22 protein-coding genes are annotated in these 21,562 nt (G+C 65.0%); 17 read left to right on the top strand and 5 right to left on the bottom strand.

Going from position 1 to position 21,562, the window contains the following annotated elements; all coding sequences use genetic code 11:
- Positions 1 to 42: 42 nt before the first annotated feature.
- Genes ureA through ureG form a run of 9 tightly spaced genes read left to right on the top strand, consistent with a single transcriptional unit; the run spans position 43 to position 5,305 of the window.
- A complete protein-coding gene (ureA, locus tag A39O_RS0127410) occupies positions 43 to 345 on the top strand; it encodes an urease subunit gamma (protein ID WP_020507860.1) in 303 nt (100 codons plus the stop codon).
- A 49-nt stretch (positions 346 to 394) separates the two neighbouring features.
- On the top strand, positions 395 to 721 hold the full coding sequence (locus tag A39O_RS0127405) for an urease subunit beta (protein ID WP_020507859.1): 327 nt from the start codon (positions 395 to 397) through the stop codon (positions 719 to 721).
- On the top strand, positions 718 to 2,421 hold the full coding sequence (ureC, locus tag A39O_RS0127400; protein WP_020507858.1) for an urease subunit alpha: 1,704 nt from the start codon (positions 718 to 720) through the stop codon (positions 2,419 to 2,421). The genes A39O_RS0127405 and ureC overlap by 4 nt, the downstream gene beginning before the upstream one ends.
- Positions 2,422 to 2,439: 18 nt before the next feature.
- The gene (locus tag A39O_RS0127395; protein ID WP_020507857.1) at positions 2,440 to 2,997 is read left to right on the top strand and encodes a Uma2 family endonuclease; all 558 of its coding nucleotides are present in this window, start codon (positions 2,440 to 2,442) and stop codon (positions 2,995 to 2,997) included.
- A 22-nt stretch (positions 2,998 to 3,019) separates the two neighbouring features.
- Positions 3,020 to 3,391 (top strand): type VII toxin-antitoxin system MntA family adenylyltransferase antitoxin, encoded by a 372-nt coding sequence (gene mntA, locus A39O_RS0127390; RefSeq protein WP_020507856.1) that lies wholly within the window; start codon positions 3,020 to 3,022, stop codon positions 3,389 to 3,391.
- Positions 3,388 to 3,516, top strand: a complete 129-nt coding sequence (locus A39O_RS43285) for a hypothetical protein (protein WP_020507855.1) — start codon at positions 3,388 to 3,390, stop codon at positions 3,514 to 3,516. The genes mntA and A39O_RS43285 overlap by 4 nt, the downstream gene beginning before the upstream one ends.
- Positions 3,516 to 3,971 carry an urease accessory protein UreE gene (gene ureE / locus A39O_RS0127380; protein ID WP_020507854.1) on the top strand — a complete coding sequence of 152 codons (456 nt, stop codon included), beginning with the start codon at positions 3,516 to 3,518 and terminating at the stop codon, positions 3,969 to 3,971. The genes A39O_RS43285 and ureE overlap by 1 nt, the downstream gene beginning before the upstream one ends.
- On the top strand, positions 3,961 to 4,635 hold the full coding sequence (locus A39O_RS0127375) for an urease accessory protein UreF (protein WP_026199780.1): 675 nt from the start codon (positions 3,961 to 3,963) through the stop codon (positions 4,633 to 4,635). Before ureE ends, A39O_RS0127375 begins: the two co-directional genes overlap by 11 nt.
- Before the next feature lie 7 nt (positions 4,636 to 4,642).
- Positions 4,643 to 5,305: an urease accessory protein UreG gene (gene ureG, locus A39O_RS0127370; RefSeq protein WP_020507852.1), complete on the top strand. Its 663-nt coding sequence runs from the start codon at positions 4,643 to 4,645 to the stop codon at positions 5,303 to 5,305.
- A gap of 285 nt (positions 5,306 to 5,590) precedes the next feature.
- On the opposite strand, the gene A39O_RS0127365 is transcribed toward ureG, so the two are convergent.
- Positions 5,591 to 6,073 (bottom strand): DUF2939 domain-containing protein, encoded by a 483-nt coding sequence (locus tag A39O_RS0127365; protein ID WP_020507851.1) that lies wholly within the window; start codon positions 6,071 to 6,073, stop codon positions 5,591 to 5,593.
- A gap of 189 nt (positions 6,074 to 6,262) precedes the next feature.
- Between A39O_RS0127365 and A39O_RS0127360 the strand changes: the two genes are divergently transcribed.
- The 4 genes from A39O_RS0127360 to A39O_RS0127345 are packed head-to-tail and all read left to right on the top strand — an operon-like array spanning position 6,263 to position 10,270.
- On the top strand, positions 6,263 to 6,961 hold the full coding sequence (locus A39O_RS0127360; RefSeq protein WP_020507850.1) for a DUF4126 domain-containing protein: 699 nt from the start codon (positions 6,263 to 6,265) through the stop codon (positions 6,959 to 6,961).
- Positions 6,962 to 6,966: 5 nt separating this feature from the next.
- Positions 6,967 to 8,268, top strand: a complete 1,302-nt coding sequence (locus A39O_RS0127355) for a multifunctional CCA addition/repair protein (protein ID WP_051088897.1) — start codon at positions 6,967 to 6,969, stop codon at positions 8,266 to 8,268.
- Positions 8,265 to 8,876: a 2OG-Fe(II) oxygenase family protein gene (locus A39O_RS0127350; protein ID WP_020507848.1), complete on the top strand. Its 612-nt coding sequence runs from the start codon at positions 8,265 to 8,267 to the stop codon at positions 8,874 to 8,876. The genes A39O_RS0127355 and A39O_RS0127350 overlap by 4 nt, the downstream gene beginning before the upstream one ends.
- Positions 8,876 to 10,270 carry a TIR domain-containing protein gene (locus tag A39O_RS0127345; protein WP_020507847.1) on the top strand — a complete coding sequence of 465 codons (1,395 nt, stop codon included), beginning with the start codon at positions 8,876 to 8,878 and terminating at the stop codon, positions 10,268 to 10,270. The genes A39O_RS0127350 and A39O_RS0127345 overlap by 1 nt, the downstream gene beginning before the upstream one ends.
- A gap of 490 nt (positions 10,271 to 10,760) precedes the next feature.
- Here the strand turns inward: A39O_RS0127345 and mepA are convergent, their stop codons facing one another.
- Entirely contained in the window at positions 10,761 to 11,630 is an 870-nt protein-coding gene (gene mepA, locus A39O_RS0127335) for a penicillin-insensitive murein endopeptidase (protein ID WP_020507845.1), read from the bottom strand.
- Between the two features lie 10 nt (positions 11,631 to 11,640).
- Positions 11,641 to 12,081, bottom strand: coding sequence for a YcgN family cysteine cluster protein (locus tag A39O_RS0127330; RefSeq protein WP_020507844.1), 441 nt, complete (start codon positions 12,079 to 12,081; stop codon positions 11,641 to 11,643).
- Positions 12,082 to 12,304: 223 nt separating this feature from the next.
- Here A39O_RS0127330 and A39O_RS0127325 point away from each other — a divergent pair, with 223 nt between their 5' ends.
- From A39O_RS0127325 to A39O_RS0127310, 3 genes are all read left to right on the top strand, one after another.
- Positions 12,305 to 14,005 (top strand): FAD-dependent oxidoreductase, encoded by a 1,701-nt coding sequence (locus A39O_RS0127325; RefSeq protein WP_020507843.1) that lies wholly within the window; start codon positions 12,305 to 12,307, stop codon positions 14,003 to 14,005.
- Between the two features lie 557 nt (positions 14,006 to 14,562).
- A complete protein-coding gene (locus tag A39O_RS0127315) occupies positions 14,563 to 16,188 on the top strand; it encodes a DUF262 domain-containing protein (protein ID WP_020507841.1) in 1,626 nt (541 codons plus the stop codon).
- Positions 16,189 to 17,406 (top strand): type II toxin-antitoxin system HipA family toxin, encoded by a 1,218-nt coding sequence (locus tag A39O_RS0127310; RefSeq protein ID WP_020507840.1) that lies wholly within the window; start codon positions 16,189 to 16,191, stop codon positions 17,404 to 17,406.
- 4 nt (positions 17,407 to 17,410) lie between these two features.
- Here the strand turns inward: A39O_RS0127310 and A39O_RS0127305 are convergent, their stop codons facing one another.
- Together A39O_RS0127305 and A39O_RS0127295 are read right to left on the bottom strand one after the other, a co-directional pair.
- Complete coding sequence (locus A39O_RS0127305; RefSeq protein WP_020507839.1) at positions 17,411 to 17,965, bottom strand: hypothetical protein; 555 nt, start codon at positions 17,963 to 17,965, stop codon at positions 17,411 to 17,413.
- Positions 17,966 to 18,466: 501 nt separating this feature from the next.
- Complete coding sequence (locus A39O_RS0127295; protein WP_020507837.1) at positions 18,467 to 18,691, bottom strand: WGR domain-containing protein; 225 nt, start codon at positions 18,689 to 18,691, stop codon at positions 18,467 to 18,469.
- 253 nt (positions 18,692 to 18,944) lie between these two features.
- Between A39O_RS0127295 and A39O_RS0127290 the strand changes: the two genes are divergently transcribed.
- Complete coding sequence (locus A39O_RS0127290) at positions 18,945 to 20,513, top strand: alpha-isopropylmalate synthase regulatory domain-containing protein (protein ID WP_040528930.1); 1,569 nt, start codon at positions 18,945 to 18,947, stop codon at positions 20,511 to 20,513.
- The last annotated feature ends 1,049 nt before the right edge of the window (positions 20,514 to 21,562 follow it).

Genomic DNA, 21,562 nt, shown 5'->3' with positions numbered 1-21,562 from the left:
GCTCCGTCAACCCAAGTCAGCGATCCCGATCCGGAGGCGGCCATGGATCTCACCCCCAGAGAGAAAGACAAACTCCTGCTGTTCACCGCCGGCCTGGTCGCCGAGCGGCGTAAGGCACGGGGTGTCAAGCTCAATTATCCGGAGGCCGTGGCCTTTATCAGTTGCGCCATCCTGGAAGGCGCCCGCGACGGCTGCTCGGTCGCCGAGTTGATGAACCATGGCCGGACCCTGCTCACGCGCGAGGATGTGATGGACGGCATCCCGGAGCTGATCCACGAGGTTCAGGTCGAGGCGACCTTCCCGGACGGCACCAAGTTGGTAACGGTGCATGACCCCATTGTTTGATCCGGCGCTTGAGAGACCGGAATCAGCAAGTTTTCAGGAGTCCAAACCCATGATCCCAGGCGAATTGCTCCCCGCCGCCGGTGCCATCGAACTCAATGCCGGACGTCCGGTCCGCACCGTGGAGGTCGCCAATACCGGCGACCGGCCGATCCAGGTCGGCTCCCACTACCATTTTTTTGAGACCAATGCCGCGCTGCGCTTCGACCGCGCGCCGACCCGCGGTTGGCGGCTGGATATCCCGGCCGGCACCGCGGTGCGCTTCGAGCCGGGCCAGAGCCGCACCGTCACGCTGGTGCCCTATGCCGGCAGCCGTCAGGTCTATGGTTTCAATGCCCGCGTGATGGGCGCACTGGCACTGGAGGGCGTCACGCCATGAGCCGCATCGATCGTGCCGCCTATGTCTCACTCTATGGACCCACCGTCGGCGACCGGGTGCGCCTGGGTGACTCGGAATTGATCATCCAGGTCGAAGCGGACCGGACCCACTATGGGGATGAGGTCAGCTTCGGCGGTGGTAAGGTGATCCGCGATGGGATGGGCCAATGCCAGCGCCAGGCGGCCGAGGTTGCGGATCTGGTCATCACCAATGCGCTGATCCTCGATCACTGGGGGATCGTCAAGGCGGATATCGGCATCAAGGATGGGCGGATCGCCGGCATCGGCAAGGCCGGCAATCCGGATACTCAGGCGGGCGTCGATATCCTGATCGGCCCCGGTACCGAGATCATCGCGGGCGAGGGCCAGATCCTCACCGCCGGCGGCATCGATGCGCACATCCATTTCATCTGCCCGCAGCAGGTGGAGGATGCGTTGATGTCCGGGATCACGACTATGATCGGCGGCGGTACCGGGCCCGCGACCGGCACCAATGCCACCACCTGCACGCCGGGACCCTGGAATCTCCATCGCATGTTGCAGGCGGCCGAGGGGCTGCCGGTCAATCTGGGCTTTCTTGGCAAGGGCAACGGCAGCCTGCCGCTCCCGTTGGAGGAACAGGTGCGCGCCGGCGCCATGGGGCTCAAGCTCCATGAGGATTGGGGCACCACACCGGCCGCCATCGACTGCTGTCTGGGGGTGGCCGAGCGCTACGATGTCCAGGTCGCCATCCATACGGATACCCTGAACGAGAGCGGCTTTGTCGAGGACACGATCGCTGCCTTCAAAGACCGCACCATCCACACCTATCACACCGAGGGCGCGGGCGGCGGCCATGCCCCGGATATCATCAAGGCCGCCGGCCTGCCCAATGTCCTGCCGTCATCGACCAACCCGACCAGGCCCTATACGGTCAATACGGTGGATGAGCACCTGGACATGCTGATGGTGTGCCATCATCTGTCGCCGTCCATTCCGGAGGACGTGGCCTTTGCCGAGTCGCGTATTCGCCGGGAGACCATTGCCGCGGAAGACATCCTTCATGACCTGGGTGCCTTCAGCATGATCTCGTCGGACAGCCAGGCGATGGGCCGGGTCGGCGAGGTCATCACCCGCACCTGGCAAACCGCTCACAAGATGAAGGTGCAGCGCGGCGCCCTGGCCGGCGACCCGGCGGAGCATGACAACGTCCGCGCCAAGCGCTATGTCGCCAAATACACCATCAACCCGGCCATTGCCCACGGCATCGCTCATGAGGTGGGTTCGGTCGCCGTCGGCAAGCTCGCCGATCTGGTGCTGTGGCGCCCGGCCTTCTTTGCCGCCAAGCCGAGTCTCATCATCAAGGGCGGGCTGATCGTTGCGGCGCCCATGGGCGACCCCAACGCTTCCATTCCCACGCCTCAGCCGGTCCATTACCGCCCCATGTTCGGTGCCTTCGGCGGCGCCCTCGGGGCGACCTGTATGACCTTTCTCTCGCAAGCGGCCGGCGCGGCCGGGATCGCGCAACAGCTTGGGTTGCAGCGCTTGATCGGCACGGTGCGGGGCACCCGCGGTCTGCGTAAATCAGACATGATCCACAACGACTGGCAGCCGTTGATCGAGGTCGACCCCCAGACCTATCAGGTCCGCGCGGATGGTCAGTTGCTCACCTGCGAGCCTGCCGCCGTGCTGCCTTTTGCTCAGCGGTACTTTCTGTTCTAAATCGCCGAGGTACCCGCCATGTCCGCCGTCGCGCCGCTGGTGCATCACTGGACCCGAACCGAGTACGAGCACATGGTCGAGGCGGGCGTCTTTGCCCCGGGCGCCCGGATCGAGTTGCTGGATGGAGAGATCATCGCGATGTCGCCTCAGGAACCCCAGCATGTGACCGCCACCCAACTGGTCGCCGAGGCGCTGCGCGAGCGTCTCCCGGCTGGTTACCTGGTGCGGGTCCAGGCACCTATTGCGCTCGATGACCGCTCCGAACCGGAGCCGGACATCTGCGTGGTGCGGGGCAAGGACCGGGATTACGCTCGGTCCCACCCCTGCGCGGCCCTGCTGGTAATCGAAGTCTCCGACTCCAGCCTGGAGCAGGATCGCACCGTCAAGGCCCGCGCCTATGCCCGCAACGGCATCCCCGAATACTGGGTCGTCAACGTGAAAGAGCGGGTGATCGAGGTCTATACCAAGCCGCGGGCGGGGGGCTATGGGCAGGTGCAGGTGCTGCGCGAGCAGGACGACATCGCCGCGGAGTCGATTGCTGGTGTGCGGATGGCCGTGGCTGATGTGTTGTCCTGATACCCAGGCCAACGTGACAGCAGTGCTTGAAGCTCAGGACGCCGATCTGGTCTGCGCCTGGCTCTTCGGCAGCACGGCCCGCGGTGAGGCGCGCGCGGACAGTGATCTGGATGTCGGCGTCTTGTTCGAGACCGATCCGCCGCAGACGCTGGTCGGCCTGCACCTGGACCTGGCCGACGCATTGACTGAAGCGGCCGGGCGCCCGGTGGATTTGGTGGTGCTCAATCGCGCTCCGGTCGATCTGATCCATCGGGTGCTGCGCGACGGGATTCTGCTGCTGGAGCGCAACAGGTCCGCACGCATTCGTTTCGAGGTGCGTGCCCGCAACGATTATTTCGACCTGCTGCCGCACCTGCTGCGGTATCGGCGACTGACTCGGGAGACCTCAGGATGACCGATGTGGAACTGGTAGCGAAGCGCCTTGCCTTCATCGAGACCTGCGTGCGCGATGTCGTCGAACATCGGCTGGATGACCTCTTGACCTTTGTGTCGGCAATTCGCGACCGTTTGGTTCCTTGATGCTTTACTTCACCCGTAAGATCGATCAATCGCCTGAAAAGGCTCCCACCATCACCCTGACCCGCGATCAACGACTGCGCAGCCGGCTGCGGGTGGTCCTGGACGATGGTCGGGAGGCGGGCATCCTGCTGCCGCGGGGGACGACGCTGCGTGACGGCGATGGATTGATGTCCGAGGACGGCCTGGTGGTGCGGGTGCGCGCTGCCGCCGAGTGCCTGTCGCGGGCCGATTGCACGGACCCGTTGGTCCTCGCCAGGGTCTGTTATCACCTGGGAAATCGCCATGTGGCGGTGCAGATCGAGCCCGGACGGTTGTCCTATCTGCACGATCATGTCCTGGACGATCTGGTGCGGGGACTGGGGTTGGCGGTCGTGGTGGACCATGGGCCCTTCGAGCCCGAATCCGGTGCCTATGGCGGCCAGGGTCACGGGCACGCTCACGCGCATGATCACTGACCTGCCGCTGCTGCGCCTCATGCAGTTGGTGAGTCCGTCCCTGCCGATCGGGGGCTTCACCTATTCCCAGGGGATCGAATGGGCGGTGGAGGCGGGCTGGCTGACCACCGCGGCGGACCTGGATGCCTGGCTCGCCGATCAGCTTCAGTCGAGTCTGGCGCGGGTGGATCTGCCCCTGCTGGTGCGGATGCAGACGGCGGCCGAGGCGCGGGACCCGCGGGCCATGGGCAGTCTCATCGACCGCCTGATCGCCGCCCGTGAGACCATGGAGCTGCGCCTGGAGGAGGGCAATCGCGGCCGGGCGCTGGCCGATCTGCTGCTCGCCTGGGAGCTGGCCGGGGCGCGGGAGTGGCGGCCGGTGCTGGCGCGCAGTCAGGCGGCCGGCTTCGCCTTTGCCGCGGCGGCCTGGGGCATCGCGCCGCGGCGTGCCGCTGCCGGCTACGCCTGGGCCTGGCTGGAGGGTCTGGTGTTGACGGCGGTCAAGTGTGTGCCGCTGGGTCAGACGCAGGGTCAGCAGGTTCTGCTCCGCTTGGCGGGCCTGATTCCGGCCGTCCTGGATGAGGCGCAGGCGTGCCCGGATGACGCGATTGGCGCGTCCTGCCCGGCCCTGGCCATTGCCAGCAGTGCGCATGAGACGCAGTACACCCGGTTGTTCCGGTCCTGAGGTGCAAATGACTCAATCTTCTCCCCTGCGTGTCGGTGTCGGCGGCCCCGTCGGGTCCGGCAAGACGGCACTGCTCGATGCCCTGTGTAAGGGTCTGCGCAATCATTACGAGATCGCGGTGGTGACCAATGACATCTATACCCGCGAGGATGCCGAGTTCCTGATCCGCTCCCAGGCGCTGCCGGCGGAGCGGATCATCGGGGTGGAAACCGGCGGCTGTCCCCACACAGCCATTCGCGAAGACGCGAGCATGAACCTGGCGGCGGTGGAGGACTTGCAGGCCCGGTTTCCGCAGTTGGACCTGATTTTCATCGAGAGCGGCGGCGACAATCTGGCCGCGACCTTCAGTCCGGAGTTGGCGGACCTGACGCTCTATGTCATCGACGTGGCCGAAGGGGAGAAGATCCCGCGCAAGGGCGGGCCGGGGATCACCCGTTCGGATTTGCTGGTGATCAACAAGATCGACCTGGCGCCCTATGTGGGTGCGTCGCTGGAGGTCATGGAACGCGATACCCGGCGGATGCGCGGGGAGCGGCCGTTCGTGTTCACCAATCTGCGGGTGGGGCAGGGCGTGCCGACGATCGTCGCGTTCCTGTGCCGGGAGGGGATGTTGCCGGCCCGTCAGGCGTCCAAGGCTTCAGCCTTGGGGTCCCCTTCCGAGCAACGCTGAACCGCAGACCCGCTGGCCCGGATAGCGCCATCGTACCCGATATCCGGGCCTGGTCTTGGGGTAGGGGGCGGGTTTAGAGTGATTTTCGGGAAAAGGTTGACCAAAGTCGCGTAGCGACCTTGTGGGAGCGGCGTCCCGCCGCGACGGGGTCGGGCGCGTCACCGCAGCGTTTCGATGTCACCGCGGCACCGCATCGCGGCGGGACGCCGCTCCCACGGGGGACTGTCATATTGTGCGACTCCCGTGCACTGGCCGGAACCACGATCAAGGCCCGATCACCGAGACTCACCGGATGATGTCGGTGATCTTCCAGTCGAAGCCTTCCAGTGTCAGGCGTACATTGGTTGCGCCCTGCCCCAACTCGCCGATGCGGATCAGGAAGCGGTTGTAGGATTCGAAAAAGGCGAAGTCGATTCCGCCCAGCAGGTAAGGCGGGGTCTGATTGGTCGCGTCGGTGACCGCCTTGCGCAAGGTCTCCTGGACCCAGGGCAGGGTGATGGCTTGGTCGAGTGCCGAGTCACCCAGCCGCTCCAGGTTCTGGCGGATCCAGGCCATGGCGGTGTTGGCGTCGCCGCTGGGCAGCAGTTGGTCCGCGCCCGCGCCGATGCGTGCCTTGTAATTGGCGCGGATGGCCGGCAAGTCCACCAGAGCGGCCAGTTCGGTGGTATCTTCCTGGCTCAGGGCGCTGTCCAGTTTGAAAACAGTGTAGTAGGGCCAGACGCCGAAGGCGATCAGGGCAAACAGGAGCAGATAGCCGATATACCGCATGGTCGGATCACTCGTTCGATTGAAGGGGGCGGTATTCTAGCGCGAAGGACGCGCCAACTCGCGTATTCGGCTGCCGGCCGGTCCGCGGTCGGCGCCGCGAAGGTTGCCGGGGCCGGCCATGCGAGGGGACCGAGACGCCGTGGTTACCCTATAATTCAATAACGATATCCGCATCTGCGCGAGGTAGCCGTGGACGACTTGACCCAGAACCTTGCCTTAGCCCTCGGCGCCAGTTGGGCGAGCGGCATCAATCTGTACGCCGCAATCCTGGTGCTCGGGCTCATGGGGGCCGGCGGGGCGGTCGATCTGCCGGCCGGCCTGGAGATCCTCTCCGATCCGCTGGTGCTGCTGGCTGCCGGCGGCATGTATCTCGCCGAGTTCTTCGCCGATAAGGTCCCCGGTGTGGATAGCATCTGGGATGCCGTGCATACCTTCATCCGCATCCCGGCCGGCGCCCTGATGGCGCTGGGCGCGGTGGGCGACCTGGGTCCCCTGACCCCGCTGGGGGACACGGCCGCGCTCCTGCTCGGCGGCGGTGTGGCCGCCGCCAGTCATGCCGCCAAGGCGGGTACCCGGGTGTTGATCAATACCTCGCCGGAGCCTTTCACCAACTGGATTGCCTCGGTCACCGAGGACCTCGGGGTGATCGGCGGACTGCTGCTGGCGCTGAAACACCCGGCGGTGTTCCTGGTCGCCCTGGCCCTATTCTTCCTGCTCCTGATCTGGTTGTTCCCCAAGGTGTGGCATGGGCTCCAGCGGGTCTGGACGGCGTTGCGCAAACACTTCGGCGGGGAGCGGACGGCGCCATCCCCTGTGGTCGCTACGCTTCATGCGGCCAGGGGGGCCGCGGTCGACGGCCGGCCGCCGGCCGCGCCGCCCAAGGTCTGACCCCGATGTCTGCCGTTCCCTGCCGGCGCCCGGTGGATGCCGCCGATGGTCTCGAGGTCTATCTGGTCGGCGGCGCCGTGCGCGATCAGTTGGTCGGTCAGGTCCCGGACGAATGGGATTACGTGGTGGTCGGCGCCACTGCGGATGACCTGATGCGGCGCGGTTTCAAGCAGGTCGGCCGGGATTTCCCCGTCTTTCTGCATCCGCAGACCAAGGACGAGTATGCCCTGGCCAGAACCGAGCGCAAGACCGCCCCAGGTTACCGCGGCTTTGTGGTGCACGCCGACCCGTCGGTGACCCTGGAGGAGGACCTGCGCCGCCGCGACCTGACCATCAATGCGCTGGCGCGTTCGGCGGATGGCACCCTGATCGATCCCTTCGGCGGCCTGGCCGATGTGCAGGCGCGGGTGCTGCGTCACTGCTCCCCGGCGTTCACCGAGGACCCGGTACGCATTCTGCGGGTCGCCCGTTTTGCCGCCCGTTTCGCGCCGCTGGGCTTTCGGGTCGCCGACGAGACCATGGATTTGATGCGGGCCATGGTCGCCGCCGGCGAGGTGGATGCCCTGGTTCCGGAGCGGGTGTGGCAGGAATTGAGCAAGGCGTTGGGCGAGACCCGGCCCTCGCGGTTCTTCGAAGTCTTGCGCGCGTGCGGCGCGCTGGCCCGCCTGCTGCCCGAGTTGGACTGCCTGTGGGGTGTTCCCCAACCGGAAAAATGGCACCCGGAGATCGACACGGGCGTGCATGCCATGCTGGTGCTCGATATGGCGGCGCAGATCTCGCCGGACCTCGAGGTGCGTTTCGCCGCCCTCTGCCACGATCTGGGCAAGGGCACCACGCCGGCGGCGATCTGGCCGAGTCACCACGGACACGAGGAACGCAGTGTCACGCTGCTGGAGGCCGTGTGTGATCGCTTGCGGGTACCCAACCGCCACCGCGCCCTGGCGCGCATCACGGCCCGTTACCATGGGCTGGTGCACACGGTCGATGTGCTGCGGTCGGCCACGATCTTCGATCTCATGGAGCGGACCGACGCCTTTCGCCGCCCCGAGCGCTTCCGCCAGATGCTGACCGCCTGCGAGGCCGACTTCCGCGGCCGCACGGGCTATGCCGATCGCCCCTATCCCCAGGCCGGGGAACTGCGCCGTCTCTTCGCTGCAGCGCTGGCGGTCGATGTGGCGGCCCTCGCCGTCGCGGCCGCGGAGCCCCGGCTCATCGCCCAGCAAATCCGTCAGGCCCGCATCTCGGCTATTCGTCAGGCGCGTCTGGACCGCATCATCCCCGAACCTGCCGACCCCAGCCAGCCATGAACGTCGCTACCGAACGTCCGCTGACCCCCTTGGTTTCGCTCCGCGAGGTCAAGCCGCTGAGTCTGATCTTCGAGCGGCCGCTGGCCCTGTCACCCGGCTTCTGTGACGCCGTCTGTGAGCGCTTCGAGGCGCAGCCGCACCACCAGTATGCCGGGCGGGTGGGGCAGTTGCGCACCGCTGATCCGAGCGTGAAGCGAACCACCGATCTGGTGGTCAGCAACAAACCGGATTGGCTGGATGTCGACCAGGAGTTTTTCCGCTCGCTGGCCGCGGCCATCAAGGAGTTTCGCGAGACCTTTCCCTACTTCAAGGGGCCGTTCAAGGACGAGGGCTATCAGGTCCAGCGGTATCTGCCGGGGGAGTATTACCACTGGCACGTGGACGGCGGCAGTCATGAACTCAGCCGGCGGCAACTCGTGGCGCTGTGGTATCTCAACGACTGCCCCGGCCCCGGCGGCGAGACCGAGTTTCTTCACCAGCAGGTGAGCGTGCGCCCGGAGCGCGGCAAACTGGTGCTGTTCCCCCCGTTCTGGACCCATGAGCACCGGGCGGCGGTCGTCCGGACCGGGGTCAAGTACATCGCGACGACCTGGGTGGTATTTGCCTGATGGCCGACATCCTGCTGATCGGGGACGGCGCACCACAGCGGGAACGCCTGGACCGGCTGCACCAGGCCATCGAGGCGCGCGGCTGGGTCATCGAACGGCTCGCACCCTTTGGTTCCCAGCGGGACTGGTTGGCGCACTCACGACCGCGCGTCAGCGCGGCCTCCTGTGTCATCGCGGTCTGGACGGCCGCCTCGGCACGGGATCGCTGGACGGCCGTCGGGGCCGATGTGGCGCTGGAGCGGCGCACCCTGGTCTCTCTGGTGTTGGACCCGGTGGAGTTGCCGCGCGCCTTTCGCGGGATCGACTCGGTCGATCTCGTCGGGTGGGCCGGCGACTCCGAATCGCCGCTGCTGGATGGCCTGGACGCGGCGCTGCGGGTGATGCTGGGCCCGACTGCCAAACGACGACCGACCGCCCCGATCCCGATCCCGATGCGGTCGGCGGTGTCCACCGGGTCCGCCGCCGCGCGGTCGGTGGTTGCGCTCCACCCGGCAACCGACCAGAAAGCCGCGGTGATGGAGCGTCTGGAGCCGGCCCGGCGACGGGCCGAGTTGCCGATCGTGGCGGACGCGCCCGCCGGGTGGATGCGCGCCGATGCGCTATTCGACGGCCTCTACCCCCTGCCGCCGCCCGTGGTCGGCAGCGCGCGCGATCAGGACGAACCGGATACGGCCGAGGCATCGCCGCCAGGGTTGCGCGTCGGCTTGGTTGCCTGTGTGCTCGGGTGGGCCGTTGCCTGGGTCATCGGCCTCACGGCCATGGGGATCTATCTGCTGTCGGGTCTGTATGGCGCCGCGGCCTCCCGGATCGCGATCGATAATCCGCTCTTCAGCGCGGTGAGCGGTGCCGCGGTTGGTTTGATCGGTGCCGGTTTCATGATCTACGCCCTGTCGCTAAGGCGCGTCAGGATGTCTTCATCGCAGCTTGGATTCGTTGTCTTTGGCTGGGGCTTCGGCGGCGGTTGCGGGTTATTGGCGGCCGCGCATTTCGGTCTGCCGGTGGTGGGTCGGTTCTACGGGGTGTTCGGATTCGACCTCGGTTGGGTGGTCGCGTGGGTGACCGCCGGGGTCATGGGAAGTTTCTTTACCTGGTTTGCGCTGCGACGCTCCAATCCAGTCCTCGCGCCCGTTCATCTTGCCGTGAGCGCTGGAGGATTCTCATTGGGCGCCGTGGGCGGCGCGATCCTGGGCTGGCTGGTGGTTGCGCTCCCGGTTCTGGGCTGGGGTTGGCTGCGCGGTGACCCGGCAGCCGTCGCGCCGTCCGCCGACAGCCAGACCGGTATGCTGGTGGAACTCCTCAGTCTGGGGCTGATCGGCGCGGTCGCCGGCGCGGTTTACGGCGCCGGCGGCGCACTGGTGAACTTCAGCGCCTTGAACCGCCGCGGCGCCGCGTAACATATCAGAAATACGTTAGACAACGAATACAATCGTTGTCGTAATCGTAATCGTAATCGGAGAAGCGATGCAATTTGCAGCAGTTCCAAATTTGGGTGGCCGCCGCCAACAGCGTGCCGGCCGCGAGGCTGATGGTGGATGCGCTGCGCTTATCCACCCTACAANACCGGCTCCGCTGTAGGGTGGATAAGGCGCGCTGCTCGGTGTCAGGGGCCCGGCACAGCGGTCGCGCGCGCCGCATCCACCAGGGATCGCGCGATGCCGCCCAAATTTGGAATTGCTGTGCAATTTGGCCCTGAGGGCCTTGATCATCGTTCCGGCCGCAAGAAGACCGGAGGTCGAGGCGTTACCGTGAAAGTCGCGCAGCGACCCGGTGGGAGCGGCGTCCCGCCGCGATGGGGTCGGGCGCGTCGCCGCAGCGTTCGAGATCACCGCGGCACCGCATCGCGGCGGGACGCCGCTCCCACGCGAGCCATTCAGTGTACGTTTCCTAATCCCGCAGCAGTGCCATACAGCCCTTCGGGACAGCCGGTTCGACCTGAGGCTCGGTCTTTTTCTTTCCGGGTTTGCGCGCGTCGTCGCTGAACCACCAGGCGAGATCGGCCCCGCAGCCGTCACCCGCGGGCAGTGCCCCCTGGGGCTCGCATTGCGGACTGTCGGCCGGGCAGCGGATGCGCAGATGAAAGTGCGCGTCGTGACCCCGCCAGGGCCTGATCTTGCGCAGCCAGGCCCGTTCGCCCTGCACCTCGCGGCAGAGTGCGCGCTTGATGCCGGGGTTGACGAAGATGCGGTCCACCGCCGGATGGCGGGCGGCCGTTTCCAGCAGGAAGCGTTGCGGCCCGCCCCAGGCGCTGCTCATCTCCAGCCCGCCGGGTTGGACCATGCTCCGCGGATCGGGCTGATTGTCCATCACCCGCCGCGCCGCGTCCGGCGAAGGTGCCAGGGTGAACCAGATATCCACATCCAAACCATTCTGATGGCTGCGATGCGAGGACGACATCCGGCCGCCGCGGGGTTGGCTGAGATCACCGATCATCACCAGGCCGACCTGTTTGCGCGCCGCGGCTTGGCCCAGGTCGGTGACCATGCGCAACAGGGTCGGGTGCCCGTAGTAGCGGTTGCGGTAGCGACGCACGGTGACAAAGCCGGTGCCCGACTCGGGAAGGGCGTCGGCACCGCCCACACAGCCGTTGGATGCACCGCCGATGACCCGCGTCGGCCCTGGACTGGGCGTGGTGACCTCGGCCCAGGGCGTGGCCCCATGGGTGGGCGAGGCCCCGATCGCAAGAGCCAGCAGGGTGGCGGCCAGCACGAGCCGATGGGTGAGGGTAGAGCAATCGCGGATGCGGTTTTGGGGCATGGTTGGAACTCTACTTGATCCAATCGATCAGGTTCATCAGCGGGTCTTCGTCCTTGGACGGCGCGATGACGCGGCCGCGGACACTGTGCCCGGCTGCCGCGACCGAGCCGGGATCGCCGGTGAGCAGTGGATGCCAGCGGGGCAAGGGCCGCTCCTCGGCGAGGCGCCGATAGGCACAGGTTTCGGGCAGCCAGGTGGCCGGGTTGAGTTCCGCGGGCACCAGTCTGACGCAGTCCGACACTTGCCTGGAGCGGTTTGGATAGTCGCCGCAGCGACAGGTGTCCAGGTCGAGCAGTTGACAGGCGACCCGCGAGTAGACGATGCGTCCGGTCTCTTCCTCCTCGAACTTCTCCAGGCAGCATTTGGCGCACCCGTCGCACAGTGATTCCCATTGTTCCGGAGTCATCGCGTGCAGGGGTGTGGTTTCCCAGAAAGGGACGTCTTGGCTCATCGGCTCAAATCTCAGAACAGTTGCAGGCCGCATCTTGCCCCAGTTCGGGCGGAAAATGAACCTTGGGTTGCGGATACGCATCGTCCGTTGCGTGCTGTCGGGACAGACTGACAAACTGTGGGAGCGGCACTGTCCCGCGTCCCGAGCACCGGTCCATCGTCATCGATCAGCCGCGACTCCGGTGACTCTGCTGTTCTGTTTTGCATTATCCGAGGACTCTCTGATGTCGTCACACCCCTTACGCATCGTCGTCATCGGCGGCTCCGCCGCCGGTCCCAAGGCTGCCGCCAAAGCGCGCCGGATGGATGAGTTCGCCGAGATCACGTTGATCCAGCGCGAACCCGATCTGTCGATGGCCTCCTGCGGTTTTCCCTACTATGTCGGCGGTACCTTCGATGACCGCAATCTGTTGATCTGCACTCCGGCCGGTATCGTGCGGGATCCTAACTTTTTCCAGAAGGCAAAGCGTATCAATGCTCTGGTCGAGACCGAGGCGGTCGCGATCAACCGCGCGGAACAGACCGTGACCTATCGCCACCTGCCCACCGGCGACCAGCAGACCATCGCCTATGACCGGCTGGTGATCGCCACCGGTGCCAAGCCGTTGCGTCCGCCGGTTCCAGGCATCGCACTCAAGGGCATTACGACACTGCATTCGCTGGCCGATGCCGATTTTCTGCGGGCGGTGCGCGACGACAAGAAAGCCGCCAAGGCGGTCGTGGTCGGCGGCGGGCTGATCGGCTTCGAGGTCTGCGAGGCGCTGCGTCTGGCCGGAATTCATACCACGGTCATCGAGAAGACCCGCCGGATCCTGCCCTTCCTGGACCCGGATCTGTCCAAGCTGGTGGAGAACCACATCCGCGCCAATGGTCCGGACATCATCGTCGGCAACGGCGTGGCCGAGTTTCTTGGTGAAGACGGGCGCCTCATCGGGGTCAAGCTGGACAACGGCACCGAACTGCCCTGCGAGGTCGCTGTCGTCTCCGTGGGGGTCAGGCCCAACGTCAGCCTCGCGGAGGCAGCCGGGATCGTCCTCGGGGAGACCGGGGGGATCGCGGTCAACGACTACATGCAGACCTCGGACCCGCTGATCTATGCGGTCGGCGACTGTGTCGAGTGCACCTCACTGATCACCGGTGCCAAGCTGCGCGCGCCCTATGGCGACATCGCCAACCTGCAGGGGCGGGTGGCCGGCCAGAATGTCATTGAGGAGGGTAGCGCCCGCTTCCCCGGGATCACCAAGACCGGCATCTGCAAGATTTTCGATTACACGGTCGGCTTTACCGGTCTCTCGGCGCAGCGGGCGCGGGAGCTGGGCTATGACATCGAGACCGCGACCATCGCCGGGCTCGACATCCCCGGCTATATGGGCGGCAAGCTGCTGATCAGCAAACTGGTGGCCGATCGCAAGTCGGGCCGGGTCCTGGGTTTTCAGTGCATCGGCCCCGGTGACGCCAGTAAGCGGGTGGCGACCGTGGCGATGGCGCTGCGCGGCCAATTGACGGTGACTGACCTGGTCAATGCCGATCTGCCCTATGCTCCGCCGTACTCACTGGCCCTGGATCACGTCATCGTCGCGGCTCAGGTGCTGGAGAACAAGCTCATGGGCCGGATGCAGGGGCTGTCCGCTCGGGAAGTCAAGCAGCGCGTCGATCAGGGAGCTGATTGCTTCATCCTCGACACCCGCGGTCCGACTGAGTTCGAGGAACTGCGTCTCGGCATTGGCGAGGCACTGATCCCGCTCGGTGCGCTGCGCGCGCGGCTCAACGAACTGCCGCAGGACAAAGACAAGGAGATCATTCTTTACTGCAAGATCTCACTGCGCGGCTACGAGGGTGCCGCCATCCTTCAGGCCTATGGCTGGCGCAACGTCAAGGTCATGGAGGGCGGCATCATGGCCTGGCCCTATCCGCGCGAGAAATAAGGCGCGCCGCTCGGTTTCAGGGACCCGGCACTAGCAGCCTGTCGGACTTTAGGCGATTTCCGAATAAGACGCTATCAAGAATCAAGCTCCGTAGGAGCCCGCTTGCGGGCGACGTGACCTGCCGGAATCGCGTCATTGTGCCCCACCCGTCGCCCGCAAGCGGGCTCCTACGGGTTGGATTTTTCGCGAAAATCACCTTACGTTAGATTGTGGAGCAACAAAAAGCCTTTATGTTGACTCATACCCTAATCCTAGGGGCTAAGTCCGACAGGCTGCTAGGGGACGCCTTTGGCGCCTCGGTCGTTGTCGTTGTCGTAATCGTGTTTAGGATACCCGCGACGGCCTTGATCGTAATCCCGGCCAGCGGTATGCGTAGTCAGGGCTTCCAGCCCTGACGGTGTCAGGCCAGGATGGCCTGACTACGCACCCGGCGAGCCCAAGTGGCCGGAATCTTGATCGAGGCCCCGCGACGATACCCTCGCACCGCGTCGTTACCAAAGGTGCGGGCTGGTCGGGCATTCGCTATAGTTGGGTCACATTCGCCATGGATGTCCGCTATGACGGAAGACCGCCAAGACCCCGAACCCTTGGAACGCCGCCCGGAAGCGCGCGCGTTCAAGGTTGAGGATCTGCTGCCCGATCTGCGTCTTGGGCGCATCCGCATCCCACCCTTTCAACGCGGCATCAAATGGAAGTGGACAGATGCCGCGAAGTTTTTCGATAGCCTCTATCGCGGCTATCCGGTCGGCACCCTGTTGTTCTGGGAGACCAGCGCGGAGCCGGCGGAGCTGTTGTTCGGCGCGCTGCGTATCAGCGCGCAGGCCCGCAGCGACGCGCTCTGGGTCGTGGATGGTCAACAGCGGCTCGTCTCCCTCGCGCGGGTGCTGTTGGCTCCGGAGCCCGACGCGGATGAGTTCGCGCTCTATTTCGATCTCGACCAGAGCACCTTTGTCCGACCGCCGCGTAACCGTGCCGAGGACCCCTCCCGTTGGCTACCCATGACCGCGGTGGCGGATTCCGAACGCTTGATGCAGTGGGTCTTTGAGCATGTTGCCAAGGACCCGGTTCGGCGCGAGCGCACCTTCACCCTGGGGAAGCGTATCCGGGAATACGAGATTCCCGCCTATCTCGTTCGAGCCACGCGTGAAGAGACCCTGCGCGAGATCTTCGGACGGACCAACGCGACCGGGAGGCGACTGCAAGAGACCGAGGTCTTTGATGCCTTGCGCGGCGCGCGCGGCCAGACCCGTCCCGCGACCATGGTGCAGGTTGTCGCTGATCTGGAGGACTTCAACTTCGGCCCCGTTGACGAGACGCTGCTGTACCGGCTCTTGCGGGTCTTGCGCGGCGTCGACGTGATCGAGCGGACGAACGACGGACCCCTGCGTCTGACCGCAGCGGACGCCATGGCGGCTTATCGCGAGACGGCGCAAACCGCCGAGCGCGTGATCCAGTTCCTGAAGGCCGACGTCGGCATCCCGCACTACGCGTTGCTGCCCTATAAGCAGCCCTTTGTGTTGCTCGGTCAATTCTTCCAGCACTATCCGCATCCCCGGCCGCGCTCCCGCGATCTGTTGGCGCGTTGGGTCTGGCGTGGGGCACTGAATGGCGCCCACCAGGGCACTACGGTCTCCACGCGTGCGCGCATCGAGCGCAGTGTTTCAGACAGCGAGGATACCGCTGTCCAGCGGCTGTTGGCGATGCTCGAAGCTCGGCCCGCGGTCTTGCCCGAGCCGACAAGCCCCTTCAATTTCCGTCATGCCGCCAGTAAGTTACAGACCCTGGCCCTGCTGGATCTCATGCCGCGGGACCTGGAAAGCGCGGCGCCGATCGGCCTGGATCTGCTCACTGGGCCGGGAGAGCGGGCGTTCTCGATGCCCGCGGTGTCCGCGAGCAGCCGGGGCTTGCTCACGAAGTCGGTCGTGAACCGGCTCCTTCACCCCAAACGTCCGTGCCTGCGGCGACTTCTGATCGACGTGGCGAACCCCGTCGTGCTGGCTTCGCACGGTATCTCTGAGGACGGGATCGCGGCCCTGCGTCGCGGTGATACAGATGGTTTTTTCAGGGCGCGAGCCGGGTTCCTGCGTGACCACTTCGCGCGATTCTTCGCCCGTCATGCGCGCTGGGACGAGCCGGACCGGCCCGCGCTGGCGGCCTTGGTGGTCGATGATGAGGACCTCTGAGTGGCTGCGTTGCTGCATGTGCTGTTGAACGATCTGCCGGTCGGCACCCTGAGCCGGGAGCGCAGCGACGGCTGCGAATTCCGGCTGCTCGAATCCTACAAACAGGCCTACCCGAGGCCAGTGCTGGGCCAGGTTTTTCTTGATGACCTGGATCAGGTGCAGCGCACCCGCTCGAAAGTCCCGTCCTGGTTTTCCAACCTCCTGCCGGAAGGACCCTTACGCGCGCTGGTCGCGCAACGCGCCGGTATCCTCGCCTCCCGCGAATTTTTCCTGCTACGGCATTTGGGAGAGGATCTGCCGGGCGCGGTACGGATCGTCGCTGATCCGTCGGCAAGTGAACCCGAGGAGACGGACCTGTTTGACGCGAAGTCGAGCGAGGCGAACGGTGAGTCCTGGCATTTCTCGTTGGCGGGGGTGCAACTGAAATTCTCGGTCCGCCGCGGCGAGCGTGGGCTCACCATTCCGGTCAGTGGGCGGGGCGGCGACTGGATCGTCAAGCTCCCGGACAGCCGCTGCCCTGGAGTGCCGGAAAATGAATACGCGACCATGCGTTGGGCCGAGGCCTGCGGAATCCCGATTCCCGAGCTGGAACTGGTCGATGTGGCGGACATCACGGGTTTGCCTGATGCGGTCGGAACCTTTCACGAACACCGGGCCCTGGCGGTGCGGCGTTTCGATCGCCGCGCCGATGGCAGCCGTGTCCATATGGAGGACTTCGCGCAGATCCTCGGGCTCTATCCAGAGGAGAAATACAAGAAATTCAATTACGAGACCTTGGCTAGGGTGATCTGGTCACTGGCCGGGGAGGAGGGGTTGGCGGCATTCCTGCTGCGCCTCGTTTTCATGGCGGCCTCCGGTAATGGCGATGCCCATCACAAGAACTGGACCTTGCGCTATCCGGACGGCGTTCGGGCGGAGTTGTCACCGGCCTACGATCAGGTCGCGACCATTCCCTATAAAGCTGACGATACCCTGGCACTCAATCTCGCTAAGTCAAAACGCTGGGAGGATGTGACCTTCGAATCTTTTCAGCGGATGGCCCGCAAAATCGGCGCTGATCCGGCGTGGATGGCCGAGCGCGTGCGCACAGCGGTGGATCGGGTCGTCAGTACCTGGAGTGCGACCAGTGCCGAGTTTGGTTATGACCGCGCCACGCGCGCGGTCCTGGTCGGACACATGAAGCGGATTCCTCTGTTGTGCGGCGATTCGCGGGCTTGAAATCTCAGGTCGCTTGGCCCTCCTGCGCCTCGACCGTTGCAACGAAACCGAGCAGAGCGGCCACTTTCTCCCGCGCTGGTCCATTCAGATTCGTGCCGTAGTGAGGGTCATAGTGTTCACAATCATTGGCCGCCAACCGGTAGCCGTCAGTCGGCCTGGTCCGCTGACCCAGGTACAAGGCGAGACCTTCTTCAACCAGGAGCAGATTTCGGTTCCGGATGATCCGCACCGGCGTTCCGCGAATGTATTGCACGGTGTTCTGGAAGGCCGCAAGACGACGGTGCAGTGTCTCGGCGGCCGTCCAGCCGGGTCGCGGCTCGGACAGGGGGCGCTCAGTCAGCAGGGTGCGCGCCGTCGCGAACAAGTCCGCGGCCTCTCCCTCGGCTCCTTCGCCGCGGGCGGCAGCCCGCTCCGCGACCCAGAGCCCGAAGGCGCGCAGGCGCCTAGGGTGGTATTCGAACCATTTCTTCAGCACCGTGAGGCGCAGGACATCGGCCTGTCCGGTGCGGTCGATCTCAGTGATGATCGCGGCGAGTCGGTCTTGAACGTGTGATGGCATTGATTGTGTTCCTGCAAAACGGACTGACAGCGATTCCGAATTCGGGCGGCATCGCGCGACTCCTGGTGGATGCGGCGCGCGCGCCCGCCGTGCCGGGTCCCTGACACCGAGTGGCGCGCCTTATCCACCCTACAGTGGAGTCCGTTTCGTAGGGTGGATAAGCGCAGCGCATCCACCATCAGCCTGCTGCCGCCCGGACCTTCCACAGTCACTGTGAGCGTCGTTGTGGATAGCCTGTGCTCAAGCCAGGTTGAACCCTGACTGGTCAGTGGGTTAGCGGGGCCGGTCAACGATTGATCACCTCCGGTTGCGCCAGTGTCGCAGCCGCCGCGCGGACCTTCCACAGTCACTGTGACCGTCTCTGTGGATAGCCTGTGCCCAAGACGGGTGCAACCCTGATCAGCCAGTCGGTTAGCAGGGCTGGTCAATGATTGATCGCCCAGGAACCGGAGCACGGCGCGTCGCGCGCGATGCCGCGGCTATCGCGATGAGACCCTGGGCTCAGGACCCATCGACGAGCAGGTAACCACGCTGGCGGCGGCGCTTGCTGATCGCTTCGAGTCGGGCCAGGCCCGCCTCGTAGGACTGCACACCGGAGCTGTACATCCGGCCGCGGTGCGAGCCCAGGCTGCCCCAGACCGTGATCAGGGTCCAGTCGCCGAACAGGTCGCGGATCAGGTGCGCCTGGTAGTAACGGGCCTTTTCCTGGTGAATCCAGCGATACATCGGGGGGTCACTTCATTGCTGTTGGCGATCGGATACGCGGGTGATCAGGACGGTCGCCGCGGGTGTCGCGCGCCCGGCCTGCGCCCTGCCGACGCGCGAATGGTCGGCATCCGCGCTCCCGCGCCGCGTCCTGGATGGTATCATTCGATCTCCCCGAGCCTGTCGTTCGACCCTGATTCTAACGCAATCAAGGCGTCGCGGCAGTATCCTTGTGTCGTTTGCCCCGTCTGTCCCTGAATCCACGAGACCCCGCATGACCGAATCCCCTCGTACTGTCCGCATCATGGATACCACGCTGCGTGACGGCGAACAGACGCAGGGGGTGTCCTTTTCCCCGGACGAGAAGACCAATATCGCCAAGGTCCTGTTGGATCTGGTGCGGGTGGACCGCATCGAGGTCGCCTCGGCCCGGGTCTCTCCTGGTGAGCTGGACGCGGTCGCCAACATTGTCGACTGGGCGGCGCGCCGCGGGCTGGCCGAGCGGGTGGAAGTGCTGGGTTTTGTCGACGGCGGGCGCAGCGTGGACTGGATCACGCGGGCGGGCGGACGGGTGCTCAATTTGCTGGCCAAGGGCAGCGAAAAACACTGCGTGGGCCAGCTCGGCAAGACGCTGGACACGCACGCCGCGGACGTGCGCGAGACGGTCGGTCTGGCGCTGGCGCGGGGGCTCAAGGTCAACTGCTATTTGGAAGACTGGTCCAATGGCTACCAGGACAAACCGGCCTATGTCTATGGCCTGGTCGAGCGGCTGGCGGACGTGGGCATCGCGCACTTCATGCTCCCCGACACCCTGGGGGTGATGACGCCGGAGCGGGTCTTCTGCGCCATGAGCGACATGATTCTGCGTTTTCCGGGGCTGCTGTTCGATTTCCACCCCCACAACGACTACGGTCTGGGCACCGCCAATTGCCTGGCTGCCGCCCAGGCGGGCGTCGCGGCCGTGCATTGCACCGTCAATTGCCTGGGCGAGCGGGCCGGCAACGCCTCGCTGGCCGAGGTTGCCGTCAACCTGCGCGATCAGCTCGGGTTCGAGATCGGGATCGATGAGACCCATCTGGCGCGGGTCAGCGAGCTGGTGGAGTATTTCTCCGGTAAGCGGGTCGCCGACAACGCGCCGATCGTCGGCGCCGATGTCTTCACCCAGACCGCGGGCATTCATGCCGACGGGGACAAGAAGGGCAGTCTCTACCACACCCGGCTCTCGCCGGAGCGCTTCGCCCGGCGGCGCAAATACGCCCTGGGCAAGCTCGCGGGTAAGGCGTCCCTGGCCAAGAATCTGGAGCGCCTGGATATCAGTCTGTCCGAGGAGAATCAGCGCCGGGTGCTGGCCCGGATCGTCGAGTTGGGCGATTCCAAGAAGACCATCACCACCGAGGACCTGCCGTTCATCATCGCCGAGGTGCTGGACAGCAAGGATTACAACCACGCGCAGTTGCTGGCCTGCAATGTTTCATCGAGCCTGGACCTGGAGTCCACGGCCAGCATCAAAATCTGTCTGGGTGACGAGGTGGTGACCGCGGCGGGGAGCGGCAACGGCGCCTTCGATGCCTTCATCAATGCGCTAACCAAGCCGTTGAAGCGGAACGGGATCACTCTGCCGGAACTCAAGGACTATGAGGTGCGTATCCCCAAGGGCGGGCGCGCCGATGCGCTGACCGAGTGCATCATCACCTGGGACACCGAGCGCGGCAGCATCAAGACCCGCGGCGTCCATGCCAACCAAGTCTTCGCCGCCATCGCGGCCACCATGCGGATGCTCAATATTCTGATGCACGGCGCTGCGGCGGAGCGCCCGGCGGATGTGCCGGACGCGGTGGTCTGAGCTTTGGTCGTTTTCGGGAAAGGCTCTACCGATGTGTAGGGGCGACGTCGCCCCTCCAGCCCTACGGGCTTTGCAGGCATGCGCAGTCGGGATGTTTATTCCCGTGAATTGCCCTGCATAATCTGGATTCCAGTTGGTCTTGAATCACGAGAATGTTTGTAGAACTCTCACAACGGCGGCAAAGCAAATGACGATAGCTTCTGCTATTGGTGCAGCCACCGACTGCAAAGTGAATTGGCACAAGCCAAGTTACACCGAACGGTACGAGGGCTGCAAATTGGTATCGTGAAGGCCTAACAGCCGGCTCTGTCAAAGGGGCTTATCAAGTCTTGAGCCGTGTGCGGTGAAAGAGACAGGAGGTCGAGGCTTTAGCCGGTCGAGATCGCGTCTGCGCGGCCCTGGTCCGGCTTAAAGCCTCGACCTCCGGTGTGGAACGCCTGGGTGACGGCCGGAACGATGATCAAGATGGAATTTTCTGTGGTTTGGGTGGGCTTACACCCCAGGCCTGGGGACGCCGGGTCATCATCAATCGCCTGACCGGACAGCGGGGGCAGGACGCCGCGCTGTTCGACTTGAATGGGGATGGGGTCTTGGGGGATGGGGTCACCAGCCATCAGACCTGCCCCCCCAGCCCTCATCCTTCTCGTTAGGAAAATGGCCAAAATCGAGTCAGGGCCTGCCCCCCGTTTCCCTCCCCGGCTTGCCGCAATCCCGGCCAAACCTGGGGGGACGGGGCGTCTCGTTCGTCTGGCGGGCGGGACGCCCGCCGAGAATCGTGATGGCCGTCGTTATGATCAAGGCGTCAGCTGCGTCACGAACAGCACTAGATCCTGGTCGAAATTCCAGTTCCAATCCGGAATCAACGGGGGCTTTTTGCCCTCAAAATACTGCGGGTGCTCTTTAATATAGACCTTAAGCCGGTCCATTTTGATGGAGAACGCGTGCGTTGTACCCTTCGTGTCTTTCCGGCAAGCCTGCATGAAATCCCGTCTCTAGCCCAGTAGCCTGGGAGCCCCGTATGTCGTCATCTGGAGGCTCCACCGCATGTC

The sequence above is a fragment of the Lamprocystis purpurea DSM 4197 genome (assembly GCF_000379525.1).
Taxonomy (GTDB): Bacteria; Pseudomonadota; Gammaproteobacteria; order Chromatiales; family Chromatiaceae; genus Thiodictyon; species Thiodictyon purpureum.
The sequence above is the reverse complement of the archived record's forward strand: the minus strand, read 5'-3'. Positions and strand labels throughout refer to the sequence as shown.